Origin of the sequence: Bradyrhizobium sp. LCT2, from assembly GCF_009931255.1 — a bacterium.
Classification (GTDB): Bacteria; Pseudomonadota; Alphaproteobacteria; order Rhizobiales; family Xanthobacteraceae; genus Bradyrhizobium; species Bradyrhizobium diazoefficiens.
In genome coordinates this window covers 1,711,129-1,725,493 of sequence record NZ_CP034432.1, presented here as the reverse complement: position 1 = coordinate 1,725,493, position 14,365 = coordinate 1,711,129, and the positions used below count along the sequence as shown (strand labels likewise).

Below are 14,365 nucleotides of genomic sequence, written 5' to 3'. Positions count from 1 at the left end.
AAACTAAACTGACCGGCGCCAGGGAATAAGCATCGACACGCGTTGTTTGTACTGCCGGTATTCGTCGCCGAAGAGATCAATGAGGTCGCGCTCCTCCAGCGCGATGCCGACGAAGATGTAGATCGTGGTCACGGCCGCAAACAGCAGATGTCCCGCGGTCATGACCGGAGCCGCCCAGAACGCGACGATGAAGCCGAGATAGATCGGATGACGGACAAACTTGTAGAGCAGCGGCGTCTTGAAACGCGGCGGCGTCGCTTCCTTGCCGACGAGATGGTTGGTCACCTGATGCAATCCGAACAATTCGAAATGGTTGATGATGAAGGTCGAGGTGAACACCAGCACCCAGCCTGCGAAGGACACCGTGACCAGCGTCACGGCGAGATCCGGGTCCTCGACCTCCCATATGACGGTCGGCAGCGGACGCCACTGCCAGAACAGGAGCAGCAATGACAGACTCGCGAACAACACATAGGTGCTGCGCTCGATCGGTTTGGAGACGAACTGCGTCCACCATGTCTTGAAGCGCTGGCGCGCCATCACGCTGTGCTGGACGGCGAACAGCGCCATCAGGAGCAGGTTGATGATGACGGCCTCAGCCGTCGACGTGTCGGTTCCGGTGTCGATGGTCTTCGGCACCACCAGCCCCATCACGAAGCCGATAGCGTAGAGAATGGTGACGAAAAACACGAGATACGCCGCAATTCCGTACAGAAAGGCGATGAACTTGAAAATGCGAGAGCCCGTAACCTCCGGGCCGATCGAATGAACCTGGTGATCAATTTGGGACATGGAAAGCTCCGTTGTGCCGAGGCATCGGCACTGTTTGGTCTTCGCACCATGCCGGATCGGACGTTCCATGGCTTTTGCGGACGGTTGATTTTCGCCTGAGACGACTTTGATTTTTGCTTGAGACGACAGAAACGTGCGATTTTGCTTTGAAAACAACGTGCTCGACGGCGACCTGCGCGAACTGACCTGCGCCGGGGTCGCCGTGCCGTTGCAGCCGCAGGTGTTCGATCTGCTGCTCTACCTCGTGGCGCAGCGGGCCCGAGTGGTCAGCAAGGATGACCTGATCAGCCAGATCTGGAGTGACCGGATCGTCTCGGATTCCGCCCTGAACAGCCGGATCAATGCCGCGCGCAAGGCGCTCGGCGACGACGGCGCGACTCAGCGGCTGATCAAGACGATCCCGCGCAAGGGCTTTCGGTTCATTGGCGAGGTCCGGGAAGATGTGGCAGTCACACTGGCGCCTGCGGAACCCGCCGCGGCCCCGGCACGCACTGTTGCGGACCGCCCGGCGATCGCGGTGCTCGCCTTCGAGAACATGAGCGGCGATCCCGAGCAGGACTATTTCGGTGACGGGATCAGCGAGGACATTCTCACTGCCCTGTCGAAGCAGCGCTGGTTCATGGTGATCGCCCGCAACTCGTCCTTCATCTACAAGGGACGCGCGGTCCACATCAGGCAGATCGCCGAGGAGCTCGGCGTCCGCTACATCGTCGAAGGCAGCGTGCGCAAGGCGCACAACCGGGTGCGCATCACCGCCCAGCTCAACGACGCGGCGTCAGGCAGCCATCTCTGGGCCGAGCGCTATGACCGCGAGCTCGTCGACGTCTTCGCCGTGCAGGACGAGATCACCAACGCGATCGTCGCGGCGATCGAGCCGCAGATCCACGCAGCGGAGAATTTTCGCAGCCATCGCAAGCCGCCCGCGAGCCTCGACGCCTGGGATCTGTTGATGCGCGCGCTGTCGCACTACTGGCGCGTGACGCGGCAGGATCACGAGGCCGCACAGGCGCTGCTCGAGCGCGCGATCGGGATCGATCCGAATTACGGCCAGGCGCTGTCGGTGCTGGCGGCGAACCACATGTTCGGCGCGCATCTCGGCTGGGTCGAACTGGCCAGGGTGGCGCCAATAGCGGAAGCCGCCGCGCTGGCCGCGGTGCGCTGCGATCATGAGGACGCCTGGGCGCATGCCGGGCTCGGCAGCGTCTACTTCTCGACGCGCAGGCTTGCGGACGCGCTGTCCGAGTTCGAGCAGGCGCTCGCGCTCAATCCGAACTTCTCGCTGGCGCAGGGTTATTACGCGCTTGCGCTGTCCTATGCCGGGCGATCGAAGGACTCGTTCGAGGCGGCGCAGAGGGCGATCCGGCTCTCACCGCGCGACCCGTCGCTGGCGATCTATCACGGTATCGCCGGCTATGCGCGCTTCACCGAGCGGCGCTATGACGAGGCCATCGCGCTCGCGCGCGAGGCCATCCGCCATCGCGGCGACCTCACCGGCGCCTATCGCGTGCTCGCCGTCTCCGCCGGCATGACCGGCGACGGGATACTTGCCGAGATGGCGCTGGGCGAGCTCCGCCGCACCCAGCCGGGCATCTCGCTGCACTGGATCGCGACGCAACTGCCATGGGCCAGTGACGCCGATCGCGAGCACTATCTGGAAGGATTCCGCCGGGCGGGGTTGCGGTGACACCTCTTGCCTTCCCTTGAACGGCAGGGGAATAGCATTTGAGAGCGGTTCCTGCGGCCATCCTTCGAGACGCCCGCCTGGCGGGCTCCCCAGGATCAGGACGCAATTCGCGGCAGCAGCTCCAACGGGCACGGTGCTGCCTAGCCTCATCCTGAGGAGGCCGCTGGAAGCGGTCGTATCGAAGGACGAGGCGTGCGGTGAGGCCCCTCTAGGGGAAGGTAAGAGCGCGGCGGCGCTACACGCGCTTCCGGCGCAGATGGACGATGACGTCGAGCCGCGCGATCTCGTGGCCGGGAAGCGCCTCGGGAATCCTGGTGAAGGCGAGGCCATCGGCGACGTCGACCAGCACATCCTCGCCTTCGAGGTAGAAGTGCGGATGCACGGATGTGTCGGTATCGAAGAACGACTTGATGCCGTCGGCCGCGATCCGGCGCAACAGGCCGGCTTCGGTGAACTGGTTCAGCGTATTGTAGACGGTCGCGAGGGACAGGTATGCGTTTGCCGCCAGCGCCTCCTCATAAAGCCCCTCGGCGGTCACATGACGATGGCCGCGCAGGAACAGCAACTGGCCGAGCGCCAGGCGCTGGCGCGTTGGCCGGAGGCCCGCATCAACAAGCAATTGCAGACAGCGCTGCACGCCCTCATCCGGCTCCGGTACGACGACGTCAGGTCCGCTGTCGTCGCCCGCGGGAATATTCGTGGCCTGCATGTCCATCGATCGTCTCACGGCTGAAAGAACCAGGGCACGCAACGCGGCGTCCGGCCAGTTGCCATTCGATCGCAGAAGCGGCGGCTTGGCTTTGATCCGGATCAAATCCGGAAGCGGTCGCCTCTGACCTATCGCAAGGCGGCCCGGTCTATTCCCGGTCACAATGCAGCGATATCGATGAGGCTCACATGTCCAGGCCGGTTCCCGACAAGGCAGAGGTCGCGCTCGAATATCCCGACAAGTTCTATGTCGGCACCTTCGAGCATTCATCGCGCTTCGAGGCGCGGCTCGACGGCAGCGGCGTTGCGCTCGTGCTGCAACATCCGGGCGCCGCCGATGAGCGCAAATCGGTGCATCTGCACATCAATTTCGGGCTGCTCGCCGGCATCCTGCGGGAGCTCGCCGGCAACGTCGCCGCACTCCCCAAGGACGACATCGCGCACCGCGAACAGCTCGCAGACGCGCTCGACGAGTTGCGACGCGCGCTGCGGACGCCCTGAAGGCTATTTCGTTTTCACCTGGATCGGCTTCGGAGCCGGCACGGCCGCCCATTCCTTGTCGGCGCGCGGGCCGTTGAGATCGCCGGTCAGGCCGACGAGCTGACCGGGCAGCACGTCGAGGGTCTGCTGCCAGGTCTGGGTCTGGCACAGGAACTTGATCAGGCAGCCCTTGAGCTTGAGACGATCAGGAGATTCGCGCCACAGCGAGACCGAATAGAACTTGCCGTCCTCCGCATTGTAGATGTCGCCGGCAAACCGTCCCTCGGGCGTCGCCTGCAAGCCCATGATGAGCTGGTGGCCGAGCAGCGCGCGGGCGCGCTTGTCCGCATCAGGATTCTCCTTGTCGCGATAGGGCTGGCCGCGCTTGTCGGCCGGCTCCTTCATCCAGACGATGAAGCCGCAGATGCGCTCGCGCGACGGACCGCAGCGTTCGAGCCGGATGCGGGCGCGGCCGTCCTCGACCAGCCAGGTGCCGCTGGGATCGGTGGGCGCGGCAGCACCGGCGCGGCCGCCGATGATCATCATCAGGACCGTGATCGCGACGCGCAGCACGAAGCGAAGAAAAAAGTCCATCTGCGATGCCTTTCGTTGCGCGGGTTACCGCGTCAGTTCAGTTGCGCCATCAGCGCGTCCGCGCCCTTGTCGAGGCCGGCGGTGGCCGCCGCGAGCGCGCCGACGCTGGCCTTGATGTCGTAGGCGCCCGGGTATTGCTTGGTGACGTAGGCCGAGAGCAGGCGCGAGGTGGCGGCGTCGAAGATCTCGACGCCATAGACGACCGAGCCGGTCATCGTCCCCTCGCCGTCGCGCGCGGCCTGCACGCCGTTGTAGACGGCACCGGCGAGGTCGAAGCGCGAGAGCGTGCCGAGCACCGGCGTGTTGGTGACGGCGCCGGTGAGCGTCAGCCTGATCCGCAACGTGTTCGGTCCGCGCTCGCGCACCAGCGCGAAACGGCCGCGCAGCCGCTCGGCGAAGGAGTTCTGCATGTAGGCGGCGAGCGTCGCCTTGTCCTTGTCGGACATGTCGCCGAACTGATGATCCTTGCCGCGGTAGAGCACGACGGGATCCAGGATTACTTTATTATATGCGCGCCAATCGACCGGCGTGGAATAGCGGTAGGGCACGCGGCCGGAGGCGTCCGACTTGTCCGGGGCCATGTAGGCCGAGGACGCCATCTCCGAATAGGGCACGGGCGCGACCGAGGCGCAGCCGGCCGCGGCCGCGCAAAGCACCAGCGTTCCCAGACCGCGCAGGGCGATCGAGCGATCCATTCCAGACTCCTCTAGCGGCTTTCAGCAAAGGCGATGGGGACCGCAGCCGCGTTTTGGGACCAGACGCGGCTGCGGCGCTCACCATTGCCGGCCCAAGGCATCGTCCGGGGCCATTTCAGACGCCTTGGGCCGTCTCAGTGTTTCCGTTTATAAAACCGACCAGTTGGTTTGTAAAGCACGGAAATGACGCGCTGGCACATTTGGCCGCAGGCGCGGATTTGGGCAGGCGCCGGTCGGAATTCGTTAACGGTGAATCAGGCGCGCTTGCGCGGGGTCGGGGCCTTTGCCGCCGATGGCGTTCCGGACTTCGCCGTGGATTTGGCCGTGGATTTGGCCGCGGACTTGGTGCGTGTCGTGGCGGGCTGTCCGAGGCCGGTCCACTGTGCGTCGTCGAGCAGGCGCGCGAACAGTCGCTGGTGCTCGTCCTTGCTGAGCGGAGACATGCCGAATAGCGAGCTCAGCAGCAGCCCGAGCGCCCCGGCCCAGCGCAGCATCGCGAGGTCGGGATCGGCGGCTTCTTCCTTGATCGCCGCCATCCTCTTCATTTCGAGTTCGCGCGGCAGCGCCATCAGGTCGGGATTTTCGACCATGGCCGCAACCAGGGCCAGCGCGGCAGAATTCGGCGAGGTCGCCGCTTCCCGGATCGTGGCGAGCTGGGTCGCCAGATTGGGATTTGCCGAGGTCCCGCTCACCTTTGCCATATAGCGGATCGAGAACTCCTCGAAATGCGCCATCTGCCGCTCGAGCAACGCCTTTAGCACCGCCTCCTTGGTGCGGAACTGATGCATCACGCCGCCCTTGCTGAGGCCGCTCTCGCGGGCGATGGCATCGAGCGTCAACCGGCCCGGCCCGTCGCGCGCGATGATGGCGATGGCCGCTTCGAGCGCAGCGTTGCGGGACCGTTCGGAGCGCGTGGCATTGTCCATGGCCGACTTGTCTCCACGACAGGATAATGAATCAAGTGAAAACAGGACGCGCTGTACATTTTTTGTGCGAACACTGTCGAGACTTTCATCTTGCGGCGCCGAATGGGACTATGTGAGCCTCGATACCGGATGGGGACTGGGATGGGCCGGCCGTAGCTTTGCGCGCCATGACGTGCGAAGCGTCTGCGGCTGGCCTCGCTTGAGAAAGATAAGACATGCCAAAACGAGTGTTGCTTGGTCTCCTCCTGGCTTGCGGCCTCACGGCCTCGGCACTGGCGCAAGAGCCGAAAACGGGGGGTGTGATCAATGCCGTGATCCAGCCCGAGCCGCCCGGACTGATGCTTGCGATGGTCCAGAACGGCCCGGTCCAGATGGTGTCCGGCAACATCTTCGAGGGCCTGCTGCGCTACAGCCCCAAGCTCGAGCCGCAGCCGGAACTCGCAGAGAGCTGGACCGTGAGCGAGGACGCCAAGACCTACACCTTCAAGCTCAAGAAGGGCGTCACCTGGCATGACGGCAAGCCCTTCACCGCCGCCGACGTGCTGTTCTCGATCGAGATGCTGAAGCAGACCCACGCGCGCGCCCGCAACAACCTCGGGCAGGTCGACAAGGTCGAGGCGCCCGACGATTACACGGTGGTGTTCACGCTGAAGCAGCCGTTCGGCCCGTTCCTCGGTATCTTCGAGGTCGGCTCGATGCCGATGGTGCCGAAGCATCTCTATGACGGCACCGACTGGAAGACCAACCCCTACAACAACGCCCCGGTCGGCACCGGCCCCTTCATGTTCAAGGAGTGGCAGAAGGGCTCGTTCATCCGCCTGGTCAAGAACCCGAACTACCACGAAAAGGGCAAACCCTATCTCGACGAGATCTACTGGCAGGTCATTCCCGACGCCGCCGCGCGCTCGGTGGCGTACGAGACCGGCAAGGTCGACGTGCTGCCCGGCGGCTCGGTCGAGAATTTCGACGTGCCGCGGCTGTCCAAGCTGAAGGACACCTGCGTCACCGGCGCCGGCTGGGAGTTCTTCTCGCCGCTGGCCTGGCTGTGGCTGAACAACCGCCAGGGCCCGCTCGCGGACAAGCGGGTGCGGCAGGCGATCATGTTTGCGATCGACCGCGATTTCGCCAAGGACGTGATCTGGAACGGGCTCGGCAAGGTCGCGACCGGCCCGTCCGCCTCGACCATCAAATACTACACCGACGACGTGCCGAAATATCCGTACGATCCGGCCAAGGCCAAGGCGCTGCTGAAGGAAGCCGGCTACAAGGGCGAGAAGATCCGCCTGTTGCCGCTCGCCTATGGCGAGACCTGGCAGCGCTGGGGTGAAGCCGTGAAGCAGAACCTCCAGGACGTCGGCATGAACATCGAGACCATCGCCACCGACGTTGCCGGCGGCAACCAGAAGATCGGCGACTGGGACTACGACATCGCCTTCACCTATCTCTACCAGTACGGCGATCCGGCCCTCGGCGTCGGGCGCAACTACGTCTCCAGCGCCATCGCCAAGGGCCAGGTGTTCAACAATGTCGAGGGCTACTCCAACCCGGAGATCGACAAGCTGTTCGCCGATGGCGCCGTCGCGACCCCGGATTCCAAGCGCAAGGAGATCTACGAGAAGGCGCAGAAGATCCTGGTCGAGGACGTGCCGGTGGCCTGGATGCTCGAGCTGCAATTCCCGACCATCATGCGCTGCAAGGTCAAGAACCTGATCACCACCGGCATCGGCGTCAATGACGGCTTCAAGGACGCATGGCTCGACAAGTGATGGCAGGCGCTCCGAACTCCCCTTACCTCTCCCGCTTGCGGGAGAGGTCGCTACGCTCGAAGAGCGTAGCGGGTGAGGGTTCTCTCCTCTTGGCAATCCCTCCGCGGAAGCACCCCCTCCCCTGCCCTCCCCCGCAAGCGGGAGAGGGAGTGCACCGTGATCGCGGTGACACGCACCTCAATCTCACTGCGTTATAGATATGCTCTCCTTCGTCGCTCAGCGTGTCGTGAAGGGCGTGATCGTCCTGCTCGCGATCGTCGTCCTCAATTTCTTCCTGATCCGGCTTGCGCCCGGCGATCCCGCGGTCGTGATGGCGGGCGAGGCCGGCGCCAGCGACCAGATCTTCGTCAAGCAGCTCCGGGAAAAGTTCGGCCTCGACAAGCCGCTGCCCGAGCAGCTCTTCATCTACGTCAAGGGCGTCGTCACCCTCGACCTCGGCTTCTCCTTCCGCCAGCAGGCGCCGGTGTCGAAGCTGATCCTCGAACGGCTGCCGGCGACCCTGTTGCTGACGCTGACCGCTTTCGCGATCTCGCTGATGCTTGGCGTCCTGTTCGGCAGCTTCGCGGCGCGCTTTGCCGGAACCTTTCTCGACACCGGCATCACCGTGTTCGCCCTGATCTTCTACGCCATGCCGATCTTCTGGGTGGCGCTGATGGGTATCCTCCTGTTCTCGGTCACCTTCGATTGGCTGCCGAGCTTCGGCTACGAGACGGTCGGCGCCAACCTCACCGGCCTTGCCCACGCGGTCGACGTCGCAAAACACCTGATCATGCCGGCGATGACGCTCGGCCTGTTCTTCATGGCGACTTATACCCGCATGACACGCGCCTCGATGCTGGAGGTGAAGCGCCTCGACTTCGTCAAGACCGCGCGCGCCAAGGGCCTCTCCGACGCCGTGATCCAGCGCCGCCACGTGCTGCGCAACGCGCTGCTGCCCGTCGTGACGCTCGCCGGCGTGCATTCCGGCACGCTGATCGGCGGCGCCGTCATCACCGAGACCGTGTTCGCCTGGCCCGGCATCGGGCGCCTGATGTACGACGCGCTGCTGCAGCGGGACTACAACCTCCTGCTCGGCGTGTTCGTGATCTGCTCCGCCATGGTCCTGATCTTCAATCTCATCACCGACCTGGTCTATCGGCTGGTCGATCCGCGCATCGAATTCGCCTCATGAAACAGTTCTGGAAATCGATGCTGAAGAGCCCGAGCGGCGTCATCGGCCTCATCATCCTGTCGCTTGCGATCGGAATCGCGGTGTTCGGACCGATGCTGTTCCCGAACTCGCCCTGGCGCATGGTACAGCGGCCGTTCCTGCCGCCGTTCACGCTCGGGGCCGTGCCGCTCGGCACCGACGCGCTCGGCCGCGACGTGTTCGCCGGCATGATCTTTGGCGCACGCGTGTCGCTGCTGGTCGGCCTCGTCTCGACGCTGGTGGCGCTGGTCGTCGGCGTGCCGATCGGCGCCATGGCCGGCTATTTCGGCGGCAAGGTCGACGACGCCCTGATGCGCTTCACCGAATTCTTCCAGACCATTCCGAGCTTCGCGCTGGCGATCGTGCTGGTCGCGATCCTGCAGCCCTCGATCTATTCGATCGTGGCCTCGATCGCGGTGGTGAGCTGGCCGCCGGTCGCCCGGCTCGTGCGCGGCGAGGTGCTTTCGCTGCGCACGCGCGAATATGTCCAGGCCGCCGTGGTCACCGGCCAGAGCAACACCTGGATCATCCTGCGCGAGATCCTGCCCAATGCGCTGTCGCCGGTGATCGTGCTGGCCTCGCTGATGGTGGCGACCGCGATCCTCTTGGAATCCTCGCTGGCCTTCCTCGGCCTCGGCGATCCCAATCTGATCTCCTGGGGCTACATGGTCGGCGCCGGCCGCACCGTGATCCGCCAGGCCTGGTGGATCACGGTGTTTCCCGGCGTCGCCATCCTGATCTCGGTGCTTGGCCTCAACCTGATCGGCGAGGGCCTCAACGACGCGCTCAATCCGCGCCTGTCGCGGGAGGGACGCTGATGATGACCGCCCCGCCCGCCGTCTCCATCAAGAACCTGCAGATCGCACTGCCCAAGGGTGCCGAGCGTGCCTTCGCCGTCGACGGCGTCTCGCTCGACCTTCGGCCCGGCAAGATCGTCTGCGTCGTCGGCGAATCCGGCTCCGGCAAGTCGATGTGCGCGCATGCGCTGATGGGCCTGCTGCCGGATACGGTCAACGTCACTTCCGGCGAGATCCAGTTCGAGGGCCGCGACCTGCTCAAGCTGGATGACGACGGCTGGCGCGATCTGCGCGGGCGCCGCTTCGCGATGATCTTCCAGGAGCCGATGACCGCGCTCAATCCCTTGATGCGGATCGGCGACCAGATGGCCGAGATGTTCGAGGCCCACGGCCTGCTCACGCCGAAGGAGCGGCGCGCAAGAGCGCTGGCGCTGGCACGCGAGGTCGGCCTGCCCGACCCTGAGCGCATCGTCCGCGCCTATCCGCACCAGCTCTCCGGCGGCCAGCGCCAGCGCGCCATGATCGCGATGGCGCTCGCGCTCGAGCCGGCGGTGCTGGTCGCGGACGAGCCGACCACCGCGCTCGACGTCACCACGCAGGCGCAGATCCTGAAGTTGATCCGCAACCTCCAGCGCAACCGCAACATGGCGGTGATGTTCATCACCCATGATTTCGGCGTGGTCGCCGACATTGCCGACCAGGTCGTGGTGCTCCGGCATGGCAAGGTGGTCGAGGAAGGCCCGGCGGCGACCGTCTTCAACGAGCCGCAGCACGACTACACCAAGGCGCTGCTCGCGGCCGTGCCGTCGATGGATCCGCCGGCGCGCGAGCCCCTCGACGACCAGGCCAGGGCCGTCGAGGTGATCGGGCTGGACAAGACCTACGTCACATCAGGGGGCTGGTTTCGCGAGGACCGCCGCGTCGATGCAGCGCGCGCGGTCAACTTCAACATCCTCAAGGGCGAGACGCTCGGCCTCGTCGGCGAATCCGGCTCGGGCAAATCGTCGGTGGCGCGCCTCGTGATGCGGCTGATCGAAGCCGACCGCGGCACGGTGCGGATCGGCGAGACCGATCTCACCTCGCTCACGGGCAAGGCGCTGCGCACCGAGCGCCATCGCATCCAGATGATCTTCCAGGATCCGTTCGCTTCGCTCAATCCGCGCCGCAAGATCGGCCACATCATCGCCGACGGCCCGATCGCGGCCGGCACCGATCCGAAGGTCGCCTTCGAGCGCGCTCGCGATCTCCTGAAGATGGTGGGCCTGGATGCCGGCGCGCTCGAACGCTATCCGCATGAATTCTCGGGCGGCCAGCGCCAGCGCATCGGCATCGCCCGCGCGCTCGCGCTCGAGCCCGAGATCATCGTTGCCGACGAGGCTGTCTCCGCGCTCGACGTCTCTGTGCAGGCGCAAGTCCTGCGGCTGCTCGAAGACCTCAAGGCGCGCCTTGGCCTCTCGATGCTGTTCATCACCCACGACCTGCGCGTCGCCGCCCAGATCTGCGACCGCATCGCGGTGATGCAGCGCGGCGCGATCGTCGAGCTGAAACCGACCGCGCAGCTGTTCGCCGCGCCCGAGCACGCCTATACGCGCGAGCTGCTCGCGGCAGTGCCGGGACGGAAGGAGTGCGCGCCGGCGGCGTGACGCAAACGGTATCCGGCTCGCCCCCAAAGACGATTGGACCGAATCGAACCGCATCTGCCGCAACGGCGCGGTCACGCGCTTTTTATTCCCCGTGACCGCCCGCACAGCTGCAAAGTGCCGGGCCGCACCCCACATCGGTTTGGAATGATTTCCATCATCTGATGATGGTCGCCAAACTCTTCGGAGCCAAACATGGGCCAGGTTATTCAATTTGTCTCGAGATCCGAGCGCGAACGATTGCGCCTCATCCAGGAGGCACGCGCGATCTATGACAGCATCTTCCCGCCCGCTGATCCGGTCAGCGAGCGGCACGACACGACCACGATCGGGCGCGCCGCCGGCGGCAACGTGGAACATCTGTCGTGATCAAGATCATTGCCGTGCTTTGCAGCCTCGCCTCTCCCGCCAATTGTCACGAGCAGATCGTCACCACATCGGACTTCGCCGACGTTTCGATGCAGTCCTGCATGATGGGTGCGCCGCAGCTTGCCGAATGGATGAACCAGCATCCGGCCGAGCGCCTCGCGGGATGGCGCTGCGTGATCGGGCAACAGGGTGGCCGTGGCGCCTGAGGTGCGCCTTCTGGCTCTTTTCCATCCCTTATTATATGATATATATCATTTCATAAGATCTGGAGGCGCTCGATGGTGGACGACAAAGTCGGCAAACCGGCCATCGAATACGGTGTCGTGCCCATCGACGTGATGGCATCGATGTCTGGGCTTGATTTTGTCCGCGCGATCTTCTCCGGGGAATTGCCCGAACCGCCGATCATGCAGACGGTCGAGCCGTTCGACTGCAGGGCCGAACCTGGAATTGTCGTGATTCATAGCGTGCCGGGCCTGCGTCACTACAACCCGATCGGCTCGGTCCATGGCGGCTACGCCGCGATATTGCTGGATTCCGCAATGGGGCTGGCGGTGCAGACCACCCTGCCCGGCGGGACCGGCTACACGACGCTGGAATTCAAGATTTCGTTCGTGCGCGGCATGAGCGAGGCCAGCGGCGTGATCCGCAGCGAAGGCCGCGTACTGAACGCCGGCCGCCGCGTCGCGACCGCCGAAGCGCGCATCACCGATACGAAGGGCCGGCTGCTCGCGCACGCGACGACGACCTGCCTTGTGTTCGGCATTGAGAAGGGCGGCGCGGAGAGCTGACGGGCGATGCAATCGCTCATCACCGCGGGTTGGTATTGCTCCAGGTCGGGACCGAATTGGTCACGCCGACCGACGGCCAGTTGTACGTTCCGATCGACGGCGCCGTGACCGTGCCGACCGTCTGTCCGGACGATCCGTAAGCGGGCCTGCCCTGCGTCGCCGGCAATCCGGCGCTGCCATAGGCCGGGGCCACCACACTGGTGCTGTAATATCGGCTCGAGCGGTGCTTCTTCGCCTCAGCCGCGAACGGCGCGGCAAGCAGTCCGGTCGTGATGAGCGCGGCAATGGCGAGTTTGACGGTTGTCATGGCTGATCCCTTCATCGCTAGGGCCCCGCTGTGTCATCTGTTCATTCGCCGGAAGATTTCCATGGGCACTCCGTTCATAACTCCGTGCGCACACAAAGGTACCGGAGCCCGGGGGCTGCGCTCGCTGCCTTCGGATGGACCCGAATCAGCGCTAGTGCATTGCCATAAGCAGCTCCCCTGAACGCGATTGACATGACCGGCCCCGAACTGAAGCAACTCCGCGCCGACCTTTCCGATGCCCTCGAGCGCAAGCTCACTGCGGCCGACATGGCCAGGCTGTGCGGATTGCCGGAGAACGGCGGCGCCGACACCATCCGGCGCTGGGAGGTCAGCGGCCCGACGCCGTCAGCGACCAAGGTGCTGCGCGTGCTCGCGATGGCGAGCGAGCGCTATCCAATCCTGGAGAAGTTCGACATCTTCGATCGCCACGACGTGCGCGAGGAAGACCGGCCGGCAAAGCGCGCGGCATTCCGCGCGCAGATGCGCGATGAAGCACGGCGGCGTCTTGGTTAACAAGAACCGCACGCAAGTTACCGGGAAGAGGCCAAGTTAAGCCTTCCTTCAGCATTTCTTAAGTCGCCATTAAGCACGAAAATCATTTGCAGCCCAATACGTTAGGTTGGCTGCCGCTGTGCCACGGATGTGACAGCATTTTCGTCAAAAGCGAGCTATCTGCAAAACCAACGACGGCGCGGAAAGCGCGCCTGCCGGGGACCTAAGTGTTGGAGTTTGGACTATGAAGAAGATTCTGTTTGCGACCGTCGCGCTGCTCGTGGTGGGCGCCGCTGCGCCGGCCGTCGGCGCCGATCTCGGCAACCGCAACTACTACAAGGCGCCCGCGCCGGCCTATGTCGCGCCGATCTACAACTGGACGGGATTCTATCTCGGCGCCCATGTCGGCGGCGCGTTCTCCAGCGACAACAATTTCAACGGCCTCTCCACCGGCAACAACGGCAACGGCCGTTTCCTCGGCGGCGTGCAGGTCGGTGCCGACTGGCAGTTCAACCCGAACTTCGTGGTCGGCGTCGAGGGCCAGTATTCCTGGCTCTCCGGCAGCGTCGGCGCGGTGTTTCCGGGCGGCGTCGCCTACACCAACGACCAGCGCGGCCTCGGCTCGATCACCGGCCGCGTCGGCTACACCTGGGGTCCGGGCCTCCTCTACGTGAAGGGCGGCTACGCCTATTCGGACAACAACGAGAAGGTCACCGTCGGCGGCGTGCCGACCGGCTTCATCATCGATGGCGATCATCGCAACGGCTACACCGTCGGCGCCGGCCTCGAATACATGTTCGCGCCGAGCTGGTCGGCCAAGGCCGAGTACCAGTACTACAATTTCGGCGACGCGCACTTCACCGCGGGCCCGCTGGCGGGCACCGGCAACTTCACCACCGACGACCACACCTTCAAGGCGGGCGTCAACTATCGCTTCAACTGGGCCAATTCGACGGTCGCGCGCTACTGATCGGTTAGCAAAACCTTATCCTGACGAAGGGCCGGCCCCGTTGCCGGCCCTTCTTTTTTCGCCCTGCGGAACCAGCGCAAGCAATTGCACCAATTGCGATTTTTTTAACCGGCCCCGCCGATACTGCCCGCCACAAAACAGAAGCAAGAGCGTGGGGGAAGTTCG

17 protein-coding genes are annotated in these 14,365 nt (G+C 64.6%); 11 read left to right on the top strand and 6 right to left on the bottom strand.

Features of this window, described 5'->3' with window-relative positions; translation table 11 throughout:
- Window positions 1–3: 3 nt before the first annotated feature.
- Window positions 4–792: a methanethiol S-methyltransferase gene (gene mddA, locus EI171_RS08730; RefSeq protein WP_028173676.1), complete on the bottom strand. Its 789-nt coding sequence runs from the start codon at window positions 790–792 to the stop codon at window positions 4–6.
- A 133-nt stretch (window positions 793–925) separates the two neighbouring features.
- On the opposite strand from mddA, the gene EI171_RS08725 reads away from it, so the two are divergent.
- Window positions 926–2,476 (top strand): winged helix-turn-helix domain-containing tetratricopeptide repeat protein, encoded by a 1,551-nt coding sequence (locus EI171_RS08725; RefSeq protein WP_161533107.1) that lies wholly within the window; start codon window positions 926–928, stop codon window positions 2,474–2,476.
- A gap of 235 nt (window positions 2,477–2,711) precedes the next feature.
- Here the strand turns inward: EI171_RS08725 and irr are convergent, their stop codons facing one another.
- Window positions 2,712–3,191, bottom strand: coding sequence for a Fur family transcriptional regulator Irr (gene irr, locus EI171_RS08720; protein WP_060912765.1), 480 nt, complete (start codon window positions 3,189–3,191; stop codon window positions 2,712–2,714).
- Window positions 3,192–3,373: 182 nt separating this feature from the next.
- Between irr and EI171_RS08715 the strand changes: the two genes are divergently transcribed.
- Entirely contained in the window at window positions 3,374–3,685 is a 312-nt protein-coding gene (locus EI171_RS08715; protein ID WP_161533106.1) for a hypothetical protein, read from the top strand.
- A 3-nt stretch (window positions 3,686–3,688) separates the two neighbouring features.
- Here the strand turns inward: EI171_RS08715 and EI171_RS08710 are convergent, their stop codons facing one another.
- The 3 genes from EI171_RS08710 to EI171_RS08700 form a co-directional block, all read right to left on the bottom strand.
- On the bottom strand, window positions 3,689–4,258 hold the full coding sequence (locus EI171_RS08710) for a DUF2147 domain-containing protein (protein WP_161533105.1): 570 nt from the start codon (window positions 4,256–4,258) through the stop codon (window positions 3,689–3,691).
- A 32-nt stretch (window positions 4,259–4,290) separates the two neighbouring features.
- A complete protein-coding gene (locus tag EI171_RS08705; RefSeq protein ID WP_011084032.1) occupies window positions 4,291–4,953 on the bottom strand; it encodes a DUF3313 domain-containing protein in 663 nt (220 codons plus the stop codon).
- Window positions 4,954–5,207: 254 nt separating this feature from the next.
- Window positions 5,208–5,879 (bottom strand): TetR/AcrR family transcriptional regulator, encoded by a 672-nt coding sequence (locus tag EI171_RS08700; RefSeq protein WP_161533104.1) that lies wholly within the window; start codon window positions 5,877–5,879, stop codon window positions 5,208–5,210.
- A 215-nt stretch (window positions 5,880–6,094) separates the two neighbouring features.
- Between EI171_RS08700 and EI171_RS08695 the strand changes: the two genes are divergently transcribed.
- The 7 genes from EI171_RS08695 to EI171_RS08670 all read left to right on the top strand — a co-directional run bounded on the left by EI171_RS08695 (window position 6,095) and on the right by EI171_RS08670 (window position 12,431).
- The gene (locus EI171_RS08695; RefSeq protein WP_011084030.1) at window positions 6,095–7,645 is read left to right on the top strand and encodes an ABC transporter substrate-binding protein; all 1,551 of its coding nucleotides are present in this window, start codon (window positions 6,095–6,097) and stop codon (window positions 7,643–7,645) included.
- 199 nt (window positions 7,646–7,844) lie between these two features.
- The gene (locus tag EI171_RS08690) at window positions 7,845–8,816 is read left to right on the top strand and encodes an ABC transporter permease (RefSeq protein WP_011084029.1); all 972 of its coding nucleotides are present in this window, start codon (window positions 7,845–7,847) and stop codon (window positions 8,814–8,816) included.
- The gene (locus tag EI171_RS08685) at window positions 8,813–9,652 is read left to right on the top strand and encodes an ABC transporter permease (RefSeq protein WP_161533103.1); all 840 of its coding nucleotides are present in this window, start codon (window positions 8,813–8,815) and stop codon (window positions 9,650–9,652) included. The genes EI171_RS08690 and EI171_RS08685 overlap by 4 nt, the downstream gene beginning before the upstream one ends.
- Before the next feature lie 2 nt (window positions 9,653–9,654).
- Complete coding sequence (locus tag EI171_RS08680; RefSeq protein WP_161536943.1) at window positions 9,655–11,274, top strand: ABC transporter ATP-binding protein; 1,620 nt, start codon at window positions 9,655–9,657, stop codon at window positions 11,272–11,274.
- Window positions 11,275–11,466: 192 nt separating this feature from the next.
- Window positions 11,467–11,640: a hypothetical protein gene (locus EI171_RS44605; RefSeq protein ID WP_202633118.1), complete on the top strand. Its 174-nt coding sequence runs from the start codon at window positions 11,467–11,469 to the stop codon at window positions 11,638–11,640.
- Entirely contained in the window at window positions 11,637–11,846 is a 210-nt protein-coding gene (locus EI171_RS08675; protein ID WP_161533102.1) for a hypothetical protein, read from the top strand. The genes EI171_RS44605 and EI171_RS08675 overlap by 4 nt, the downstream gene beginning before the upstream one ends.
- Before the next feature lie 72 nt (window positions 11,847–11,918).
- Window positions 11,919–12,431, top strand: coding sequence for a PaaI family thioesterase (locus EI171_RS08670; RefSeq protein ID WP_202633117.1), 513 nt, complete (start codon window positions 11,919–11,921; stop codon window positions 12,429–12,431).
- A gap of 19 nt (window positions 12,432–12,450) precedes the next feature.
- On the opposite strand, the gene EI171_RS08665 is transcribed toward EI171_RS08670, so the two are convergent.
- Window positions 12,451–12,738: a hypothetical protein gene (locus EI171_RS08665; protein ID WP_028173687.1), complete on the bottom strand. Its 288-nt coding sequence runs from the start codon at window positions 12,736–12,738 to the stop codon at window positions 12,451–12,453.
- Between the two features lie 192 nt (window positions 12,739–12,930).
- On the opposite strand from EI171_RS08665, the gene EI171_RS08660 reads away from it, so the two are divergent.
- Both EI171_RS08660 and EI171_RS08655 read left to right on the top strand, forming a co-directional pair.
- Window positions 12,931–13,251, top strand: a complete 321-nt coding sequence (locus tag EI171_RS08660) for a hypothetical protein (RefSeq protein ID WP_011084023.1) — start codon at window positions 12,931–12,933, stop codon at window positions 13,249–13,251.
- Window positions 13,252–13,474: 223 nt separating this feature from the next.
- Window positions 13,475–14,200, top strand: a complete 726-nt coding sequence (locus EI171_RS08655) for an outer membrane protein (RefSeq protein WP_161533101.1) — start codon at window positions 13,475–13,477, stop codon at window positions 14,198–14,200.
- Window positions 14,201–14,365: the final 165 nt, after the last annotated feature.